The following is an 18606-nucleotide window of genomic DNA, read 5'->3' as shown; positions in this document are numbered from 1 at the left end:
GTCTAGTGCGATTTTTGTCCCCATATTGTTGCGCAAAGAAGGAAAGTTTGCGATGAATAACAAAATGGGTAAAAAAAGTGAACTTATTTTTAATTTTATAACTTCATGAGTTATAAAGAGAAATTTGATATTTTATGTTAAAGTAGTGGTGTTTTACGTTTATTTTATGAAATGATTGTTGACCCTATGTTGGTACTAAAAGTAGTATAACCTTCGATACGATAAATCGACCAACTTTGGAAACAGGATTTGATTAATATTAAATTATTGTTTTCATATGGTTTTTGTATATATAAAAATAAAATCAGGGATCAATCATGTTTAATAATAAAGTAAGCAAAGCTGTTCGCTTAGCATTAGCTTTCGGAGCTGCATCAACAGCAGCATTCGCCAGTACAGCTGTTTCAGCTGAAGAACAGCAAGCCGAAGAAGGCGAGAGCGTTGAGCGCATCCAAGTAACTGGTTCGCGTATCAAGCGTTTTTCAGAAGTTGCACCTACTCCAGTTACTTCTATTACAGGTGTTGAGTTAGTAAACGCAGGTATTACTAACGTTGCAGACCTTCTTCAAAAACTTCCAGCTTCAGGTGTTGGTTCATCTCCAACAACTACTACAAACTCTATCTTCGGTGCGGGTATTAATACCACTGACTTACGCCAATTGGGCGAGGGTCGCACACTTGTACTTGTAAATGGTCGTCGTTATGTTGGTGCTTCTGTAGATAACCCTGCTGTAGACTTAAATGGTATCCCAACAGAAATGATCGAACGTATGGATGTTGTACACGGCGGTGCATCAGCAGTATACGGTTCTGATGCGGTTGCAGGTGTTGTAAACATCATTTTGAAGAAGTCTCAAGATACAATCGATTTTAACTATAAAAAATCTACTCCAGAACAAAGTGGCGGTGGTTCAGAATTCTTCTCATTCACTTTTGGTGATGAGGGTGAGAAAACAAGCTTTATTACAAGTTTGTCATACTCAGAAACAGAGCAATTGTCAGCAGAACAGCGTGACTTTTTACGTAACCCAGTAACGACTTTACGTAACCCAGACAACACAAGTGACAAAGATGGCTTGCCAGAGCGTGTACTTGCCGATGGTAAATGGGCGCAATACGGTGGACTTCAAACTTTAGGTATTTATGACCGTGCTGGTGATGCTTTTCTACCTGATGGTCACTTTGTATTTGGTGACAACGGGGAGCTAACTCCATTTGCGACAGGTGGAGGTCCACAGCCAGCTCCTAACGATCAACACCGTTATTTCGGTGATGAATTTGCTAATGGTTATAAATTTATTGAACACCAATATTTGGCAACGCCACTTAGACGTTTCAACGTATTTTCAAATGTTGTAAATAACTACCATGAAGACCACTCAATGAACTTCGAGATCTCATTCTCTAAGGCGAGTGCGTATTCTGAAAGTAGTCCAATTTTCTTATATAGTACCCTACGTGCGGATAACGCATTTTGGCACCCAGATGCAAAAGCACAGTTTGCAGAGGCAGGCTACGAAGATGACGACACAATCGGAGTATATAAACTAGCTCAGGGCTTTGGTAACCGTACTTATGAAGATGATCGTACTTCATTAAACACGACGCTTTCTTTCCAAGGTGTTTTGCTAGATGACTATGATTATGAAGTCTATTTCAGCTATGGTCGTAATAAAAACGACACAGTTTGGAATGGTGAATTCCTAGAAGAAAATTACAATAACGCGATCGATGCTGTGTTGATTGATGGTGTTGTTCGTTGTGCTAACCGTAATGAAGAAGGTGAACTTTTAGGTGCGTTGGATGGCTGTCAACCGCTTAGTCTGTTTGGCTTAAACGGTGCTTCTCAAGAAGCGATGGATTATGTGACTACATCGGCTTCAATCTCGAAAGTGAAACAACAGCAAATTATCGGTGGTGTACTATCTGGCTATGCGTTCGAAATGCCAGCCGGTGGCGTATCGTTTGCACTTAGTGCAGAGCACAGGAAAGAAACTGGTTCTAACAAACCAGGAGCTGCGATGCAAAATAACCTAGTATTTGGTAACTTTGTATATGGCTGGGAAGGATCTTTCACGGTTGATGAGATTGGTCTAGAGACTTCAATCCCTCTACTAGCAGACGCGCCATTTGTTGAGTCGTTGAGCCTAGAGCTTGCAGCTCGTTACATGGACTACTCGTCTGTTGGTGATAATGTTGCTTGGAAGGTTGGTTTCAACTATGCGGTAAATGACCAGTTACGTTTCCGTGCGACTAAATCGCAGTCAGTTCGTGCTCCTTCATTATCACAAATTCATGCAGCGGGTACTCAGTCATTTGCTCCGTATAGAGATCCATGTGACCAAGTTGAAATTGCAACCGCTGATGCTGAAAAGAAATCGAATATTATCGCAAACTGTAAAGCCGCGGGTATCCCTAACCCAGGTCCTTTAGAGTCAAATTGGAGACCATCTGTTGATTGGCGTGGTGTTACACCTCCAAGTGTGAATTCTGGTAATCCAAATCTAAAAGAAGAGACTTCTGACGATACATTGTTTGGTTTTATCTATACACCGACAGAAGACTTAACGTTAATTGTTGATTACTGGAGCTTCGATGTAGAAGACGCTATTGCATCTCTAGGTGCGCAGCGTGTGGTAAACGATTGTTACGAGGCATCGAGCCTTGATAACACATCTTGCGAGTTAGTAGACCGTGACCCAGCGACCAAAGAGATCTCAATTGTACGTAATGCACCATATAACTTAGCGTCTTATGCACTTAAAGGTGTTGATATCGAGTCAACATATAAGTATGAGACTGAGTTTGGTTCATTTGATTTCCGTCTACTTGCTACATACTTAGAGCACCGCGAGTTTAACACTGACGTTGCGAACGAAGAGTATGAATTTAACCCAACAGTTGGCGAAGTTAGATACCCTCGCTGGCAAGGTAACTTGACGATTGGCTACACATACGATGATTTGTATGTTGGTCTAATTGGTAAGTATCGTCATTCGACAGTAAACGATAGAAAGTGGACTGCTGAAGTCAATAACTACAATGACGTTCCTTCATATACTGAGTGGACATTGAATGCTCGCTATACAGTTAATGAAATGATTGAGGTCCGTGCTGGTGTAGCTAACCTATTTGATATTACACCACCGAGAAATCCAGGAACATATGATGAAGGTGAGTTCTTTGATGTTTACGGCCGTCGTCTAAACGTTGGTCTTAATATCCGATTCTAAAAATGAATTAACATACAAAAAGGGCTAACTTCGGTTAGCCCTTTTTTATTTCAGTATCCCAACCATAATATTGTGGAGGTTGGACAAAAATAAGTTAACCTGAACTTGGGATAAGAAGTTAGTTATTAAACTAAAATACCTAAGGTCAAAAGCGTAATATCACTCTAGCCAGAAGTTATTTCTTAATACAAGGCAAATTTGTGCGTCAATAGCTGGCCTATAGCAAGCAAATTTAACGCAGTAGTAAGGGATAACAGCTGCTAGAGAACAAGTTACTATCCCGAGTTCAGGTTAAGTTAAGTCACATCGACTACTCTACTCGCTTTACGATAGCGTATTTTAAAACCACTCCAGGCTGGCAATTCCCACCTCTTTGGTGCGCCTTTCCTTGTACCGTTGATATGAGTAAGCTCGATTCTTTTTCCTTTAAAGTTATAGCTTACCGCCATAGTCAGCTCTGGAATTGACCAGGTTAGCGGAAACTTTTCAATAAACGGTGTTAATTCCCACGCTTCAATTTCTTTGAATAACAAGTCTTGTTCGCTGATTAGTTCTATATCGTCATAGCTTTCTATACCAAGGGCCGTTAGCTTGTCACTTAAAAAGGAGTTGAGTGTGGGCACAAGTTCATCGCGCTCATGAAATTGGTAGAACAATGCAGTTTGCTCAATACTGGCTTCTATTTGCTTGGCCAAACCTGAAAAGAGCGTATTATTATGGATAAGAAATACTAAGGCATAAACAACATCCTTAGGCTTTTCAAGGCGCTTAGTTTGTTGGCCTAAAACCTCGTCACTGTAATGTGTAATAAACTCACCCCAAAGCTCACCATTATCAATATGGGCAGAGCGCAATGTTTGGTTGCCGAGGCCCATTTCAAGTAATTGCTTTTTCGTTAGTAGCGCATTACACATCGCGAGCGTCTTGGCTTGTTTGGTACCTTTACCTGCGAGAGAAAAAGTATCTAATACCAGTAATGCTTCTGCCTGTTCCGGTACGCGAGTATGGTTTGAAGGCATGACTTCAGCTAGGCCATTGTTAAAGCCGTTGCGACGGTTTTGCTTATTAATATAAACCCAGTGTGGCATTAGCTTAGCTAACTCAATGACCAGTTTGTCATGGTCAAAACTGGCTGCCTTATCTAAAGGCGGTAGTGCAAATGCTTCACGCAATTGCGTGCTAAATTGCTGTGCTTCTGTGAGCGCCTCAGGCGTAATATCAATTAATTCTTCAGTTTGTCCTCTCACCACCGCGATAGCGATTTCTATATCTGAGCCTCGAGTAAATCGGCTATTTAATCTTGTTAAACGCTCTACATCATTAGGTAGCTGGTAGACTCGGGCTGGCACAGACAGTAGCGAAATAAGGTCAATAGCCGCTTGGCGTAGCGTGTTTGAAGCCAATTTATGGATCACATAACCAAACTCAAAATCGACGGGCAGCGGGTACAGCAGCTTGCCAAGCGGAGTTGCTATATTTTGTTCGTCAATGGCTTCTAATGTAATTAGCTGTTGTTTAGCTTTATTTAGTGAGCTTTCTGGGAGTGGGTCGATAAAATCAATAGACGAAATGCCCGTTGTTGCGCAGCCCGCCGCAAGTACAAGCTCTGCCAATGATTCTCTTTGGATCTCAGGCGGGGTGCTGTCTATCAATGGCGCGTATTGGCCATATAACCGGATACATAGTCCCGGTTGCGTGCGTCCTGCGCGTCCTAGACGTTGCTTTGCCGAATCTCTTGCAATCGCATCTAAGCCTAATACGGTTTTTCCAAGGCGCAAATGAGTACGACGCTCAAGCCCTGAGTCAATTACGCAAGTGACATTGGGAATAGTGAGCGAGGTTTCGGCAACATTGGTTGCGAGAATAATTCGACGTGTACTTTGTGCGGTTAATGCAATGCGCTGAGCTTCTGGGCTGCAGCCACTATATAAACCAACGATAGTCGCTGGCAGCGCTTTTACTTTAGCTAAGCTTGCTTGGATCTCGGCCTTGCCAGGTAAAAAGACCAAAATATCGCCCTGGCAATGTTCCAATGCGTATTGGCAAGCTGCAAAAACTCGAGTATCGAGTTGCTCTTTTTGGGGCATAGTTCTTGGATCGGGCGCGTGAAAACACTCTTCAACGGGGTAAATGAATCCTTCTGACTCTAAGATAGGGGCGCCTAAATAAGAGGCTAACTTTTGGCTGTTTAACGTTGCCGAGGTAACAATTAGCTTGTGCGATTGAGCCTGTTTTAAGAGCGCTAATAATAAGTCCATGTCCCAGCGTCTTTCATGAAACTCATCCAACATAACGACGCTGAATTCTGCAAGTTTGCTCTCAAAAAACCACCTTAATGCCACACCAGGCGTTGCATAAACTACCTGAGTGTCTGGTGAAAACTTCCCCTCAAACCGAATAGCAAAGCCCACCTTTTCGCCAAGCGGTGAGCCACTTTGAGCCGCGACATATTCAGCTAAAGAGGTACAAGCAATACGCCGAGGCTCAATGACTAATACTCTGCCATGTTGTGAGGCCCAGAGCGGAAGTTGGGTTGATTTGCCAGAACCTGTTGTGGCACATACAACAATCGCATTTTGTTCGCTTAGTGTTTGAGTAAACTGAGGCTGTAAAGATTCAATGGGTAAAGACATAGCAGTTCATTTGCATTTTTTCGCCATAGTAACAAAGTTTGCTTGAAAAAGTCGGAGTCAGTACCAATTAATATTTGACGGATTATTCAACCTGAACTCGGAATAAGAAGTTAGGGAACTGATATAAAATACGCCTTCTAACATTATTCAACTCTAGCCAGATGTTCTTTCTTAATACAAGGCAAATTTGTGCGTCAATAGCTAGCCTATTGCAAACAAATTTAACGCAGTAGTAAGGGATAACAACTGCTAGAGAACAAGTTATTATTCCTAGTTCAGGTTATTTTATAAAGGCCAACAGCCATGATAGAAATAGTGCTTATTATCGGCCTTATTCTATTTGTTTCTCTGTATTGGAACTGGGAAAAAATTCAAAGACTGCAGTGGCAAAGTAAATACCAAGATCAAACGCTGAGCGCCTCAGATAAGCAAGTATTGCTAAAATACATGCCTATCTATCGTAAGATGACAGATGTTGACCGCGCACAGCTGGAAAAACATATTGTATGGTTTCTTGGCGAGAAACGGGTGTTGGGTAGAGATGGGTTAACGGTGTCACGGCCGATGACTTTAATTATTGCCGCAGATGCCTGTTTACTGGTTCTTAAGCAAGCTTGGCCGTTATATCCCAACGTCAAAGAAATATTACTCTATCCCAGTAGCTATTACGCGCCACAAACCTCTAGAGATGGTGCAGGTTTGGTTAGTTTTCACCAAACAGTTCGTCAAGGAGAGTCTTGGCCTGGAGGTACTTTAGTGCTGAGTTGGCACGATGTACTTGAGGGAAATCGATTGCCTGAGGATGGCCACAACTTGGTGTTTCATGAGTTTGCCCATCAACTTGACCAACAAACTGGTGCGACGAATGGAACGCCTGCGTTACCTGTAGGAATGAGTTACCAAGACTGGGGGAGGGTGCTATCAAAGGCTTACCAGCACTTAAAAATGCAGCTGTCTTACAATATGCCCCATGCTATTCATTCATACGGCGCAACAAACGAAGCGGAGTTTTTCGCCGTGGTAACAGAAACCTTTATTGAAAAGCCCCATGAACTCAAACAGGAAAACCCAGAACTATATAATTTGTTAAAAGACTACTATCAGTTTGAACCAAGAGATTGGCAACAACATTAAAGCATAACTGACGCTAGCTAAAATAAAAAAACCGCTCGGTTGAGCGGCTTTTTCTTAAGAGCTTCGATTAAGAAAAGCTAATTTCTTTTCTTTCGCGTTTTTCTCTTCTTTGACCTTCAGGACGGCGTTTATCACCACCGCCACTACGTGGGTCTTTAAAGCTACGCTTACGATCTCTTTGCTCTTCGCCTCTGCCTTGACCTTGGTCGGCAGGGTGAGTGCTCTTAGTCATGTTCATAGGGCGTTGACAGATGTGGACGCTCTTGAAGTGGCTAAGTACATCACTTGGCATATTTTGCGGCAATTGAACCGTGCTGTGTTCATTGAACAGACGGATCTCACCGATGAATTTGCTTGAGATATCTGCTTCGTTTGCGATAGCACCAACGATGTTCTTAACCTGAACACCATGATCACGACCTACTTCGATACGGTAAGTATCCATTGGACCTGATGCACGGTCACGGCTACGAGATTTGCGTTCACCACGTTCACCACGGCTACCATCTCTGTCGCGACGCTCGCCACGACGGTCGTCACGTTCTCTACGCTCACGCTGTTGAATTTGAATATCTTCAACTTTCAGCGGCGTTTGCTGCTGTGCAAGACACAATAGCGCTGCTGCTAAGTCTTCTTGGCTCAGTTCTAGCTTTTGTGCAAGGCCTGATGCGACTTTTGAGAAGAACTCAATGTCTTTGTGCTCAAGCGCTGTAGAGATCTTAGTCTCTAATGCACCAATACGCTTTTCTTCAACGACTTTCGCACTTGGTAATTCAACCTGTGCAATATCAGAGCGCGTATGGCGCATGATGTTCTTAAGTAAATAACGCTCGTTGTTCTTAACGAACAAGATTGCTTTACCTTGACGACCAGCACGGCCGGTACGACCGATACGGTGAACATAAGCTTCACAGTCTTGTGGGATATCGTAGTTAACAACAAGGCTTAGACGTTCTACGTCAAGACCACGTGCTGCAACGTCGGTTGCGATAACGATATCTAGCAAGCCGTTCTTAAGACGGTCTACTGTGCGCTCACGCGCCTGTTGGTTCATGTCGCCGTTGAGCGGTGCAGCTGAGAAGCCTTCACGTTCTAGTAGCTCTGCAAGCTGAACAGTGTCATTACGTGTACGTACGAACACGATAGCACCGTCGTAATCTTCCGCTTCTAAGAAACGTACGATAGCTTTGTTTTTGTGTGCAGTTGCACGCCAGTAAACTTGCTCGATCGTAGATACTGTAGAGTTACGCGGAGTGATCTTAACTTGTTCAGCATTGTCTAAATATTTATTACAGATTGATTGGATCTGCTTAGGCATAGTCGCAGAGAACAAACAAGTTTGCTTCTCTTCCGGTGTTTTCTCCATGATGCTTTCAACATCATCGATAAAGCCCATGCGTAGCATTTCATCAGCTTCATCAAGTACAAGTGCGTTTAGACCAGAAAGGTCAATCGTCTTGCGGTTGATGTGATCAATCAAACGACCTGGTGTCGCCACAATAATTTGGGCACCACGGCGTAGAGCACTTAGCTGAATGCCATAGCTTTGACCACCATAAAGCGCTAGTACTTCAACGCCTTTAGTATATTTAGCATATTGCTGAAATGCTTCAGCAACTTGAATAGCTAGCTCACGCGTTGGCGTAAGCACAAGAATTTGCGGTTGTTTAACGGATGCGTCTACTTGGTTTAACAATGGCAGTGCAAATGCTGCCGTTTTACCTGTACCCGTCTGCGCTAGTCCCAGTACGTCTTTTCTTTCTAGCAATAACGGTATACATTGAGCTTGGATCTCAGAAGGTGTTTTATATCCCAGCTCTTCGACTGCTTTTAAGATTGCAGGAGAAAGGTCTAAAGATTCAAACGTAACTGGTTCTGACATTAATGCGCCTCAACTATTTTAAAGAGGCGCGCATTGTACAGGAAAGATAAAATAAAAGCTTGCATAAAATCACACTATTTTATATGTGCCTGATATTGGTTAAAATTTAATCTATGTGATTTTGCTAATTTACTGGTAAAGGCCTAAATTTGCTTTTGCATAGGCTTCAAATTCAGTAAAGCCGCCAATGTGATCTTGGTCGATAAAAATCTGTGGTACGGTAGGGCAAGGTTTACCCGCTGACTTTTCAAGATCGGCTTTGCTTACGCCTTCCTTGATAATGTCAACATAGCGAAAATTGAAGTCATCGCGCTCTTGCGTTAAACGCTCAGCCACTTCTTTTGCACGAACACAAAACGGGCAACCTTCACGACCAAAAATAACAGTAAACATATTCTTTCTCCTAAATGAACCTGAACTTCGGATAATTAATGCCTTTCTAGCAGCCAGTTTTAGCGCTAACTGCGTTGAATTCACTTCCAATAGCCAGCTATTGGTGCGTAAATTCGCCTGGTTATCTCCAAAACTCTCTGGCTAGAATGATTAACTTCAGTATAGAGGATTAATCATGAAGGTAAATTGAATTAAAATGATGAGATTAATCCAAAAAAGCGATTAACTCCGATAGACGGTTTTGATCAAGTGGAAGCCGAACTTGGTTTTCACAGGGCCGTGCACTTCAAATAACGGCTTTTTGAATACCACATCGTCAAAGGCCTTCACCATATCCCCTTTATTGAACTCACCAAGGTCGCCACCGCGCTTTTTTGAAGGACAAAGGGAATATTGTTTAGCCAATTTGCCAAAGTCAGCACCTTTGGCTAGTTTGGCTTTGATGTCTAAACACTCTTTTTCGGTTTTTACTAAAATATGATAGGCGCACGCTTTAGGCATGAAGGGACTCTCATTAAAAAATAAATGCGATCATGCAGAGCTTGCGCGCCTATGGCAAGTTAAAATGTTACGCTGAAGCCAATAGAAGGACGCATTTCAAAGTCATCGCTTTCCTCTTCTATATATAAATCATTGATTGATTTGACTCTATCGTAGTCAAGGTCAACATAGGCAGTATTGTCTTGGCCATATGCATTCATTAGCTCCAAAATTAGCTTGCCATCGAGACCAAATAACTCTGTTTTGCGTTCAAAACGAATATCTAGGCGGTGATAAGTGTCAAAACGCTCTGAGAATGGGTCGCCATACACAGGCAAGTAGCGGTTCGCAAATTCAGGGTTCTCTTTTACACCCACAATTGGGGTGTAGGCTTGACCGCTGCGAGCGGTAAAGTTAAAGCCTCCAGACCACTTTTCACCAAAGTCATAGTGAAACACGGCATTCAGAATAAAAGGGGTATCGGCATAATAGTCACGCTTAATGCCGGTTAGCTCATCCTCACGTTCACTTTTTGCAAGGCTTACCGCAATCCAACCATACCAGTCATCGGTTTTGTTTTTGTTAACAATAAAATCAACACCGTAGGCTGTACCGGAAGTCCCATTGATGTAGTTTACTTGAGATAAGGGGGCGCTTTTTGGCAGATCATCCATGGTTTTATAATAGGTCTCGACGGAATATGACCACTCATTTTTCAACTCCTGCTTAAAACCTAAGGTATAGTGAGTTGAACGCTGTGCTTCAAGTTCCGGGTTACCAACAACAGGTAAAATGTATTCAAGGTCTTGAATGCGGCTGTAAGTGCCAGCCTTAGCTGAGATCACTGTGTCATCGTTATAGAAGTAATTGAGCGCAAGGCGTGGATGGACAATCGTCTCATCACTGTAGTCATAATATTCACCCACTATTCCTAGTTCACTTTGCCAGTTTGGTGAAAATTGCCAAACGTGATTAACCCCAATAAAGGCAGAATCTGTTCCAGCACTCGATGTGCCCTTAATCCTTTCACCTTTATTTAGATCACAGTCGGGGTCAAACTCAGTGCAAACATAATTAAAAGCGTCGTAGCGGTAGGTGGATTTTTTGTCGTAGTAGCCGGCATCTGCAATGACACGTTGCTCTTTATTTAGCTTATAACTGGCTCGTACTTTATAACTGAGTTGTTCTTCTTCAAAATTCTCAAAGTAGCCATCAGATAAAGTCGCGCGTTGACCGTAGCGCATGGTGGCTTGGTGATTGAGATAACCGACGCCTGCGCGAATATGTAAGTCTTTGGCGTAGTGGTCCCACAAAATGTTCTGACTATTAAATTTACGAATATAGCGAGCATCGCCCTGATATTCTGGAGTTTTAAGAGCAAGATCTGACGCACCTGAAAACCCAGCCGCAACCGAATCCTCCGCGCCATTGATATTTACCGTTAAGGTATTATTTGCATTGATATCCCACAGCCACTTGGCTTGATAGTCGTGATCATCCGGTGGATCGTTAATGGTGATCCCTGTTGGCTTGCCATCATCATCCTCAAGCTCCTCGCCATCACTGAAAAACAGCGGTAAGGTACTTTTTCTTGCTGACACATAGAATGCAGAATTTTCAGTTGCTTTACCTTCAACAAAAATACCTGCGTTAAACATGGTTAAATCAAGTGTGGTGGCAATATCTTGGTATTTTGGATTACGCAGCGTGACGTCAAATACGGCACCAGTGGCATTGCTGTAACTGGTACCAAATCCAGCAGAATTTAGCTGAAAATCTTGAATTGTATTGCGGTTGAAAATAGAGCTGCCGAAATCGTGAAAGATATATCCTGCGGGCATAAAGTCCACTTCAAAGATATTGTCGTCAGGAGAAGAGCCTCGCACGGCAGGTGCGCCCATAGATCCACCCGCAGCAACAACGCCAGGTAGAGCAAAAGCAGCCCTGAGCGGGTCGCCCATGGCTCCTGGCATGTCTACGAGTTTTTGCGCATCTTCGGTAATTTCTGAAATAACTGAGCTGCGTTTATAGATAACTTCGATGTGTTCAATTTTCTTCTCATCGGCTAATGCATGATTAGTAAGGGTAGTGCAGAGCACGAGGAGTGAAATTTTGCTGAGCGTAAAGTGTGGGGCGTGGCGCATGGTCGGCTTCCTATTCATCCTTTATTAAGATGTGCGTCAGCCTAAACGAAATAATTGTTGATTAATTTCAGAGAGTTGTAATTAACTGTAAGCGGTATACTGAGGTTTCTTACAATCTCGCTCGGATCCCTATCTCAGATGAGTAACCAACAGAGCGCTCGGTTATTTTGAAGTTTTCATCAAGTACATAATATGTAGGGTAAGCCTGCACTTTATACGCTTGTGCTGTGGTCTGATTACCGAGCAATACGGGCATGTCTAATTGTAGATCGCTGACAAACTTTGTTACTTCTTCAGTGGAACGATAATCCAACGCAATCGCCACCGCTTTGACTTTGCCTTGCTGATGTAGTTTATCAATATTTGGCATGCTCACTCGACATACGCCGCACCAAGGCGCAAAAAAATACACGACACTTTGTTGACCTTTAAGCTGAATAGACGAATAAGTTTGCTTGGATTGTAAAATGGGTAGGTGAAATGGCGGCGCCGTTTGCTCTCCCGAGTCGACAAGCATGTTTCTTTCTTGATAGGCTGAAACGGCGAAAAACACCAGCACAATGATGGCAGCTTGGCCAAGTAGCTTGAACATACTAATGATCCCGTGATAACAATAGGCAACAATAAAGACCGCAGTGTAGCGATCTTTATTGCAGCGGATCAATGTATTTGAGCTTAACCGTAGGGGTTGTCGCCTAGGTAGCGTTTCGCTTTTTGCTCTTTTAATTTCGCTAAGTCAACGAGTACCAGACCATCGATACAGTTATTAAAGTCGGGATCTATACTAAAGCTCAGAAAGTTCACGCCTTGCTCTTCGCAAAGCTCAGTATACTGTTTAAATAAGGTTGGTACTTGAGCACCCATATTAGCAAGAATATGTTTGAGCTCTGCGAAATCTTCTTTGATGTCATCGCCACTGAACATGTGTTGATAACGGTTAAGCTGATCATTACTTAGCTTCATTTCGTTGTTCGGCGTGGCGATACCTGCAAGGTTTGAAAAGTAATGTTGGTAGTGATAAACCAACATGGCTTTTGCTTCATCCGGTAACGCGTTTGAGAGGCTGACTGCACCAAACATATAACGGTGTTCTGGGTAGCGCTTTACGAATGCACCGATCCCATACCACAGGTAATCTAGGCTCTTGCGACCCCAGTACTTGGGCTGCACAAAGCTGCGACCAAGTTCGAGGCCTTTTTCGAAGTATGGGGCCATGGCTTCACTGTACGAAAACAAACTGTCGGTATAAAGCCCGGCTTGCCCTTGTTCTTCTATCACTTGCTTGGCACTTGCAAGGCGGTAGGCGCCCACCAACTCAAGCTGTTTCGTGTCCCATAACAACAAATGGTGGTAGTGCATATCGTATTTATCGATATCGCGACGATTACCACTCCCTTCTCCCACGGCCCTAAAGGCAATTTCTCTAAGGCGTCCAAGCTCTCTAAATATCACCGAGCTGCCGGTGTATTGGTAAACGTATATTTGCATGCCATCGGGTGTTTCACCGATACATTCGCACGCTTCCACTGCCTTTTTAAGTTCTTTGCGATTTTCTGGAACTGCAATGGGGGTTTGTGTTTTGAGTGGCAGTGGCTTTTTACTGGCAAGGCGATAAAGTTGCTTGCGAATAAGCGCGACTATCTCTTTGTCTTTAAGGTTATCAATAAGATAAGATTCTGGAGGAATGCTGGCGCCTATTTCAAATTCTAGCGACTTTTGCCTTTGTTTAAACATCTCTTTGACCAATAATAAACTGGCTAAAGGCTTATAAATCATACTGGTGCCGTAAAAGAGCGGACTGTTTTTCGCTTTGATAAAAATGGGTAGAATGGGGCAGTTGGCTTTTTTAGCCATTCTTAAAAAGCCAGAGTTCCATTTGCAGTCTTTAATTCCGGTTGGGCTTAAGCGAGAAACTTCACCTGCTGGGAAGATAAGTAGCGCCCCCTCAGATTTTAAATGCTTGTGAATGTTTGCCAGCTCTTGCTTTTTACTGGTCCCTGAGAGGTTATCAACAGGCAGTAATAGTGGATGCATTGGTGTAACCGACATCAACATCCGGTTAGCAACAACCTTTAAGTCAGGCCGTACTTGCGCCAGCACTTTGATTAGTGCCAGTGCATCTAAAGAGCCAATAGGGTGGTTTGCGACGATCACCACCGGACCTTCGCTTGGGATATGCTCTATTTGCTTTGGTTTAAAGCGAGCGTCAAAATCTAACTCATCGAGCACCTGTTCAACAAACTCGAGCCCCTGCAAATGGGGGTAGGTGTCAGCAAACGCGACAAACTCTTGCTCATGCAAGAGATAACCAAGTCCTTTTTTTACTAAACCTTTTACCTTTGGGGAGTTTTCAAGTTGTGGAAGATTTGCTTCAATGACTTTATCTACACTGATCATTTTTCATCACCTGTTGGCGCTTTTTTGCAAGAGTAAAAACTATTAATGACAAGCATGTTGCATTGGTATGTCATTTATTTTGCAGTGATAGCGTATAGCGAAAATAAAGGAACGATATGGCTTTACTTATTTGTGTTACTGGTCGTAATAATGACAAGTTAGTTGCTAAGCTAGCAGCGCTGCTGCCGCAGCAAACCTTGCTTGAATGGCCCGTTGATGATGTTAGCTTATTAAAGGAGGTCGAGTTTGTGCTGGCATGGAATGCGCCAGAGACGTTATGGTCACAGCTTCCTAATTTAAAAGTTGTGCATTCTTACGGTGCCGGTGTTGATAGTATTCCGATGCAGCTATTACCACCACATGTGGAAGTTGCGCGTATCGTTGACCCAAATTTAGCGAATGATATGGCTGAATATGTATTAGGCCAACTATTAAGTCATAAGCTTAGAGTTAGAGAGTACGGGCACAATCAATCTCAGCAAATATGGAAGCCAAGGCGCGCAAGAGCAGGCCGCACGGTTGGTATTATGGGAATGGGGCAACTTGGCCTTGCGGTCGCGCACAAGCTACACGTAAATGGATTTAACATCAAAGGTTGGTCCGGCTCTGCAAAACAATTCGACAATATTGAGCACTTCAGTGGGCAAGATGAGCTAGCTGTTTTTCTTTCGGACATCGATTATCTTGTGTGCCTTCTGCCATTGACTGAACGAACAAAAGGGATATTGAACGCCCAGCTATTTGCACTCGCGCCAGATCATTGCGTACTCATCAATGTCGCAAGAGGAGGTCATCTTAACGAGGCGGATTTACTCAATGCATTAGCGGCTGAGACGTTTGGCGGGGCTATTTTAGACGTGTTTGACACTGAGCCACTCCCTGCATCACATGCTTTTTGGCAGCAGCCAAACATTAGTATTACTCCACATGTTGCCGCATTAACCAGTTTGAATACGGCTGCTCAGCAAATTGCTAACAACTATTTAGCGATGCAGGAGGGCAAAGCACTCGTTCACTCAGTCCAGAAAAAACAGGGTTACTAATTGATTAAATGATTGTAATTAGCCACAGAGCAGAGTGTAAAGAGAATAGAATAAACTACTGTATAAAAAAACATCTTGAGTGTTTATGAATGATGCATTAATTTAACAAAAAAACAATAATAAAAAGGTCTAACCCATGAAGCAAAGTCAAGGTGGCGCGAAATTATCACTTGTTGTGGTTTCGGTTATTTTGTTAGGTGTATCAGCTTGGTTTAATCAAGCTAGTGCAAGTGAACTTCAGGGGACGACACCCACCGCAAATAGCAAATAAGCCGAGTTTTACTCGGCTTTTTGTTTTTTAGCGTTTAGCGTGACGCTCTCTATTCTCTTGTTTTTTCTCTTCACTCTTTCTTAGTAGTACGTAAGTAGAGCCGCTACCACCGTGGCATTTTAATGCAGAGTGAAATGCCAACACTTGCGGCATTTCTTGCAGCCATTTATTTGTATAGCTTTTCAATACAGCGGGAAAGGGTTTACTGTTTAAACCGATACCATGTCTTAATAACAACACTCGGATGCTTTTCGCATGGCAATCGGTAACAAAGTCAAACAAGGCTTTACGGGCATCATGAAAGGGTTTGCCATGTAAGTCTAAGGTAGCATCAACTTGGTATTTACCTAATCTGAGATTTTTGTATACACCATCTTGGACGCCACTTTTTTTATAGGCGAGTAGATCGTGTGGATCTAATAGATCGACGTACTCTGTAGATAAGTAATTAGGATCAAACTCAAGTTCTTGCTCGGCGGCCTCGCGTTTTGCGAGTTGCGAAATAGTAGGTTCGTTTTTATGACGGCGTAATTCTGCTTTTTTGTCTTGGGCGAGCGGAGTGACGTCGCCCATTGAAGCTAAAAATAGCTCTTCATCAGTCATGGCCATACTGCTTCTCCATTAACAAGCAATGATGGCCATGATTTTAGCGCACCGAAGTGAAATAGGGAACTAGTCGCTGGGAACTAGTCGCTATGAACGAGTTACTGCAAAGAACTAGTGAACTTCCAGCTGACCAAAGGTATAGACTTTGAATAGATAAAAAGTATTTATCAAAATCAAGCTAAGGTTAGAAATTACACTGGTGTTCATCAGATCAAGGCTAAACGAGATAAAAAGTACGCCACATGCGCACACAGCAGCTATTCTTAGTAGCATTTTATGGTTAATAAAAAAGGCACCAAAACCTAAAGTAAGTAATATTAAGTTAAGTAGCCAGTCGAGCTCGTTTGCCATTGTCTGTTTGGTTCTCCAAATGCGTTTAAAGGATCGCCATTATGGTGATCATTTATGCTTCATTCAACTGATAAATTTTATGATTTTCACATTAGAAATTTTAATGGATTAATGGTGGCTGAATACTTATGTAGCAGCACTTGCATAAGTCGTTACAAATACCCAGACGCACTTTTTATTTCTTTGTGAATAGTCTCAGCTATAGTTAAGTATCTTCATGATTATCATAAACAAGTTGATGAATCAGCGCAGATTAAGAAATGCATACCTATACTTAGTTACATATGTACAAACCTAAGAGAGTTCCGCATAAGGCGATAATAAAAAGCCGTAGGCGACAAAAATAATTAAGGAAAGGCAATGAAAATGCTCAAGTACTACCTGTTTGCAAGTCTCTGTTTAGCCGCACTCACGATCCACAGTATTGGATCTTGGCTAATGTTGCCGCTTGCGTGGTTTACCGTCTCTATTTCTTTAGTTACTTTTGCTTATGCAACCAACTATCCGCACATATTTAGAAAGCACGGTACAGGCAAAATTCCTTGGTATATAACTTGGCTATTTTGGCCTTATTTAGGCTGTGTACATTTATACAATGCAATTGAAAGAGGTAGAGATGTTGTTGATGCATTTCAGCCGCTTACCGATGATTTATTTGTTGCTTGTCGGTTATTTCCAAGCGATGTGGATATGCTTAAGGCGGAAGGGATTGAAGCCATTTTAGACGTAACTGCGGAGTTTGATGGGTTAAACTGGTCAGCAGAACAGCAAGGCTTACACTACCTCAATATTCCAGTGTTAGATCATCAAGCGCCTACCTCAGAGCAGTTAGCGCATGGCATGGCATGGATAGCGGCGCAGCACGAATTAAAGCGAAAGGTTGTGGTGCATTGTGCGTTAGGTCGAGGACGCTCAGTGTTCTTTTGTACTGCTTATTTACTTGCAACCAACCCCGATTATACCGTCCGTGAAGCACTTGAAAAAATTCAAAACCGCCGTGAAACAGCAAGGTTAAACAAGCATCAGCTAAAAGGGCTGACAAAGCTACATCACAGTCAAAATTTTACCCATAGTGAGCAGGCGGCATTAGTCATTAACCCTGTATCAGGATCGGGTAAATGGTTTACCTATGAAAACGACATTGTGGGTATGCTGACGGAAAAATATAACTTATCCATTCACTTTACAGAGAAAGAGACAGATGTCGCGGCTTTGGCTAAACAAATCATGTCTGATAAACAGCCAAATATTATCATCGCAGGAGGCGGTGATGGTACATTAGCAAGTGTTGCTCATGGTGTTCATCAAAGTGATTTACAGTTTGGTATATTGCCTTTAGGTACTGCCAATTCCTTAGCGACCGTGTTACTTGGTTCACTGTCCAAAATAGATCCCATTAACCGTGCCTGTGAAGCAATTTTAGCGGGTAAAACTAAGCCTATTGATATAATGAACTGTAATGGCCGCACCGCGCTTTTAGCAGCAGCCGTTGGCTTTGGTCAGGAAATGATCGAAAAGGCTGGGCGTGAAGAAAAGAATAACTCGGGGCAATTAGCCTATATTCGAGGCCTTTGGCAGGCGGTAAGTGAGAATAAGCCTCTTAATTTTAAAGTGAGCTTTGATGGCGCTGAGCAATCTCAAATAGAATGTGTTAGTCTGGTTGTAGCGAATGCAGCACCAAAAACCACAATTCTTGCTCAAGGTCATGGAGAGCCAATCTATGACGATGGCAAACTAGATATTACGATTTTACCGGTTGAGCCGGATGGTGCGCAGAATCTCACGGTAGCCGAACTTATTTTACCTAAATTGGACGGCAAACCTTCTAATATTCGCACCGAGCAGTGCGAAAAGATAAACATAGAATTTGAACAAGAACAACACTTTGCACTAGATGGTGAAGTGCTTAGTGCAAAAAGTATTGAGATAGTGATCCAGAAACACGCGCTGAACGTAATGGTTCCGAATTAGGTATTTTGCGGCCATTCATTAGTGTGCGAGATAAAAATCAAAAGTGGAAACACTATTGGAGTATTGAG

14 protein-coding genes are annotated in these 18606 nt (G+C 42.7%); 5 read left to right on the top strand and 9 right to left on the bottom strand.

What is annotated here, in order from left to right:
• The first annotated feature begins 317 nt into the window (after positions 1 to 317).
• Positions 318 to 3233 carry a TonB-dependent receptor gene (locus tag ABMY45_RS02945; RefSeq protein ID WP_174169953.1) on the top strand — a complete coding sequence of 972 codons (2916 nt, stop codon included), beginning with the start codon at positions 318 to 320 and terminating at the stop codon, positions 3231 to 3233.
• 296 nt (positions 3234 to 3529) lie between these two features.
• Here ABMY45_RS02945 and ABMY45_RS02940 read toward each other — a convergent pair whose 3' ends face one another.
• Positions 3530 to 5866: a helicase-related protein gene (locus ABMY45_RS02940; protein ID WP_227386961.1), complete on the bottom strand. Its 2337-nt coding sequence runs from the start codon at positions 5864 to 5866 to the stop codon at positions 3530 to 3532.
• A 303-nt stretch (positions 5867 to 6169) separates the two neighbouring features.
• On the opposite strand from ABMY45_RS02940, the gene ABMY45_RS02935 reads away from it, so the two are divergent.
• The gene (locus ABMY45_RS02935; protein ID WP_174169955.1) at positions 6170 to 7000 is read left to right on the top strand and encodes a M90 family metallopeptidase; all 831 of its coding nucleotides are present in this window, start codon (positions 6170 to 6172) and stop codon (positions 6998 to 7000) included.
• Positions 7001 to 7067: 67 nt separating this feature from the next.
• Here ABMY45_RS02935 and ABMY45_RS02930 read toward each other — a convergent pair whose 3' ends face one another.
• The 6 genes from ABMY45_RS02930 to ABMY45_RS02905 all read right to left on the bottom strand — a co-directional run bounded on the left by ABMY45_RS02930 (position 7068) and on the right by ABMY45_RS02905 (position 14296).
• On the bottom strand, positions 7068 to 8882 hold the full coding sequence (locus ABMY45_RS02930; RefSeq protein ID WP_206473350.1) for a DEAD/DEAH box helicase: 1815 nt from the start codon (positions 8880 to 8882) through the stop codon (positions 7068 to 7070).
• Positions 8883 to 9011: 129 nt separating this feature from the next.
• Positions 9012 to 9275, bottom strand: coding sequence for a GrxA family glutaredoxin (locus tag ABMY45_RS02925; protein ID WP_010378880.1), 264 nt, complete (start codon positions 9273 to 9275; stop codon positions 9012 to 9014).
• Positions 9276 to 9497: 222 nt separating this feature from the next.
• Positions 9498 to 9776: a peptidylprolyl isomerase gene (locus ABMY45_RS02920; protein WP_039496854.1), complete on the bottom strand. Its 279-nt coding sequence runs from the start codon at positions 9774 to 9776 to the stop codon at positions 9498 to 9500.
• Between the two features lie 59 nt (positions 9777 to 9835).
• The gene (locus ABMY45_RS02915; protein ID WP_206473352.1) at positions 9836 to 11899 is read right to left on the bottom strand and encodes a TonB-dependent receptor; all 2064 of its coding nucleotides are present in this window, start codon (positions 11897 to 11899) and stop codon (positions 9836 to 9838) included.
• Between the two features lie 109 nt (positions 11900 to 12008).
• The gene (locus tag ABMY45_RS02910; protein WP_206473354.1) at positions 12009 to 12491 is read right to left on the bottom strand and encodes a TlpA disulfide reductase family protein; all 483 of its coding nucleotides are present in this window, start codon (positions 12489 to 12491) and stop codon (positions 12009 to 12011) included.
• An 83-nt stretch (positions 12492 to 12574) separates the two neighbouring features.
• The gene (locus ABMY45_RS02905) at positions 12575 to 14296 is read right to left on the bottom strand and encodes a lysophospholipid acyltransferase family protein (protein WP_174169959.1); all 1722 of its coding nucleotides are present in this window, start codon (positions 14294 to 14296) and stop codon (positions 12575 to 12577) included.
• 116 nt (positions 14297 to 14412) lie between these two features.
• Here ABMY45_RS02905 and ABMY45_RS02900 point away from each other — a divergent pair, with 116 nt between their 5' ends.
• A complete protein-coding gene (locus tag ABMY45_RS02900; RefSeq protein ID WP_211866658.1) occupies positions 14413 to 15339 on the top strand; it encodes a glyoxylate/hydroxypyruvate reductase A in 927 nt (308 codons plus the stop codon).
• 136 nt (positions 15340 to 15475) lie between these two features.
• Positions 15476 to 15610, top strand: a complete 135-nt coding sequence (locus ABMY45_RS02895; RefSeq protein ID WP_010378895.1) for a hypothetical protein — start codon at positions 15476 to 15478, stop codon at positions 15608 to 15610.
• A 27-nt stretch (positions 15611 to 15637) separates the two neighbouring features.
• Here the strand turns inward: ABMY45_RS02895 and smrA are convergent, their stop codons facing one another.
• Complete coding sequence (gene smrA / locus ABMY45_RS02890; protein WP_010606588.1) at positions 15638 to 16219, bottom strand: DNA endonuclease SmrA; 582 nt, start codon at positions 16217 to 16219, stop codon at positions 15638 to 15640.
• A 108-nt stretch (positions 16220 to 16327) separates the two neighbouring features.
• Positions 16328 to 16567, bottom strand: a complete 240-nt coding sequence (locus ABMY45_RS02885; RefSeq protein WP_102057241.1) for a hypothetical protein — start codon at positions 16565 to 16567, stop codon at positions 16328 to 16330.
• A 360-nt stretch (positions 16568 to 16927) separates the two neighbouring features.
• Between ABMY45_RS02885 and ABMY45_RS02880 the strand changes: the two genes are divergently transcribed.
• On the top strand, positions 16928 to 18538 hold the full coding sequence (locus tag ABMY45_RS02880) for a diacylglycerol kinase family protein (RefSeq protein ID WP_349288358.1): 1611 nt from the start codon (positions 16928 to 16930) through the stop codon (positions 18536 to 18538).
• Positions 18539 to 18606 lie beyond the last annotated feature (68 nt).

Source organism: Pseudoalteromonas sp. XMcav11-Q (genome assembly GCF_040104525.1).
Classification (GTDB): Bacteria; Pseudomonadota; Gammaproteobacteria; order Enterobacterales; family Alteromonadaceae; genus Pseudoalteromonas.
This window is presented reverse-complemented; position numbering and strand designations above follow the sequence as displayed.

Excerpts from the sequence above, each read along its gene's own strand:
- ABMY45_RS02945 (WP_174169953.1), top strand. The coding sequence starts at position 318 with ATGTTTAATAATAAAGTAAGCAAAGCTGTTCGCTTAGCATTAGCTTTC.
- ABMY45_RS02940 (WP_227386961.1), bottom strand. The coding sequence starts at position 5,866 with ATGTCTTTACCCATTGAATCTTTACAGCCTCAGTTTACTCAAACACTA.
- ABMY45_RS02935 (WP_174169955.1), top strand. The coding sequence starts at position 6,170 with ATGATAGAAATAGTGCTTATTATCGGCCTTATTCTATTTGTTTCTCTG.
- ABMY45_RS02930 (WP_206473350.1), bottom strand. The coding sequence starts at position 8,882 with ATGTCAGAACCAGTTACGTTTGAATCTTTAGACCTTTCTCCTGCAATC.
- ABMY45_RS02925 (WP_010378880.1), bottom strand. The coding sequence starts at position 9,275 with ATGTTTACTGTTATTTTTGGTCGTGAAGGTTGCCCGTTTTGTGTTCGT.
- ABMY45_RS02920 (WP_039496854.1), bottom strand. The coding sequence starts at position 9,776 with ATGCCTAAAGCGTGCGCCTATCATATTTTAGTAAAAACCGAAAAAGAG.
- ABMY45_RS02915 (WP_206473352.1), bottom strand. The coding sequence starts at position 11,899 with ATGCGCCACGCCCCACACTTTACGCTCAGCAAAATTTCACTCCTCGTG.
- ABMY45_RS02910 (WP_206473354.1), bottom strand. The coding sequence starts at position 12,491 with ATGTTCAAGCTACTTGGCCAAGCTGCCATCATTGTGCTGGTGTTTTTC.
- ABMY45_RS02905 (WP_174169959.1), bottom strand. The coding sequence starts at position 14,296 with ATGATCAGTGTAGATAAAGTCATTGAAGCAAATCTTCCACAACTTGAA.
- ABMY45_RS02900 (WP_211866658.1), top strand. The coding sequence starts at position 14,413 with ATGGCTTTACTTATTTGTGTTACTGGTCGTAATAATGACAAGTTAGTT.
- ABMY45_RS02895 (WP_010378895.1), top strand. The coding sequence starts at position 15,476 with ATGAAGCAAAGTCAAGGTGGCGCGAAATTATCACTTGTTGTGGTTTCG.
- smrA (WP_010606588.1), bottom strand. The coding sequence starts at position 16,219 with ATGGCCATGACTGATGAAGAGCTATTTTTAGCTTCAATGGGCGACGTC.
- ABMY45_RS02885 (WP_102057241.1), bottom strand. The coding sequence starts at position 16,567 with ATGGCAAACGAGCTCGACTGGCTACTTAACTTAATATTACTTACTTTA.
- ABMY45_RS02880 (WP_349288358.1), top strand. The coding sequence starts at position 16,928 with ATGAAAATGCTCAAGTACTACCTGTTTGCAAGTCTCTGTTTAGCCGCA.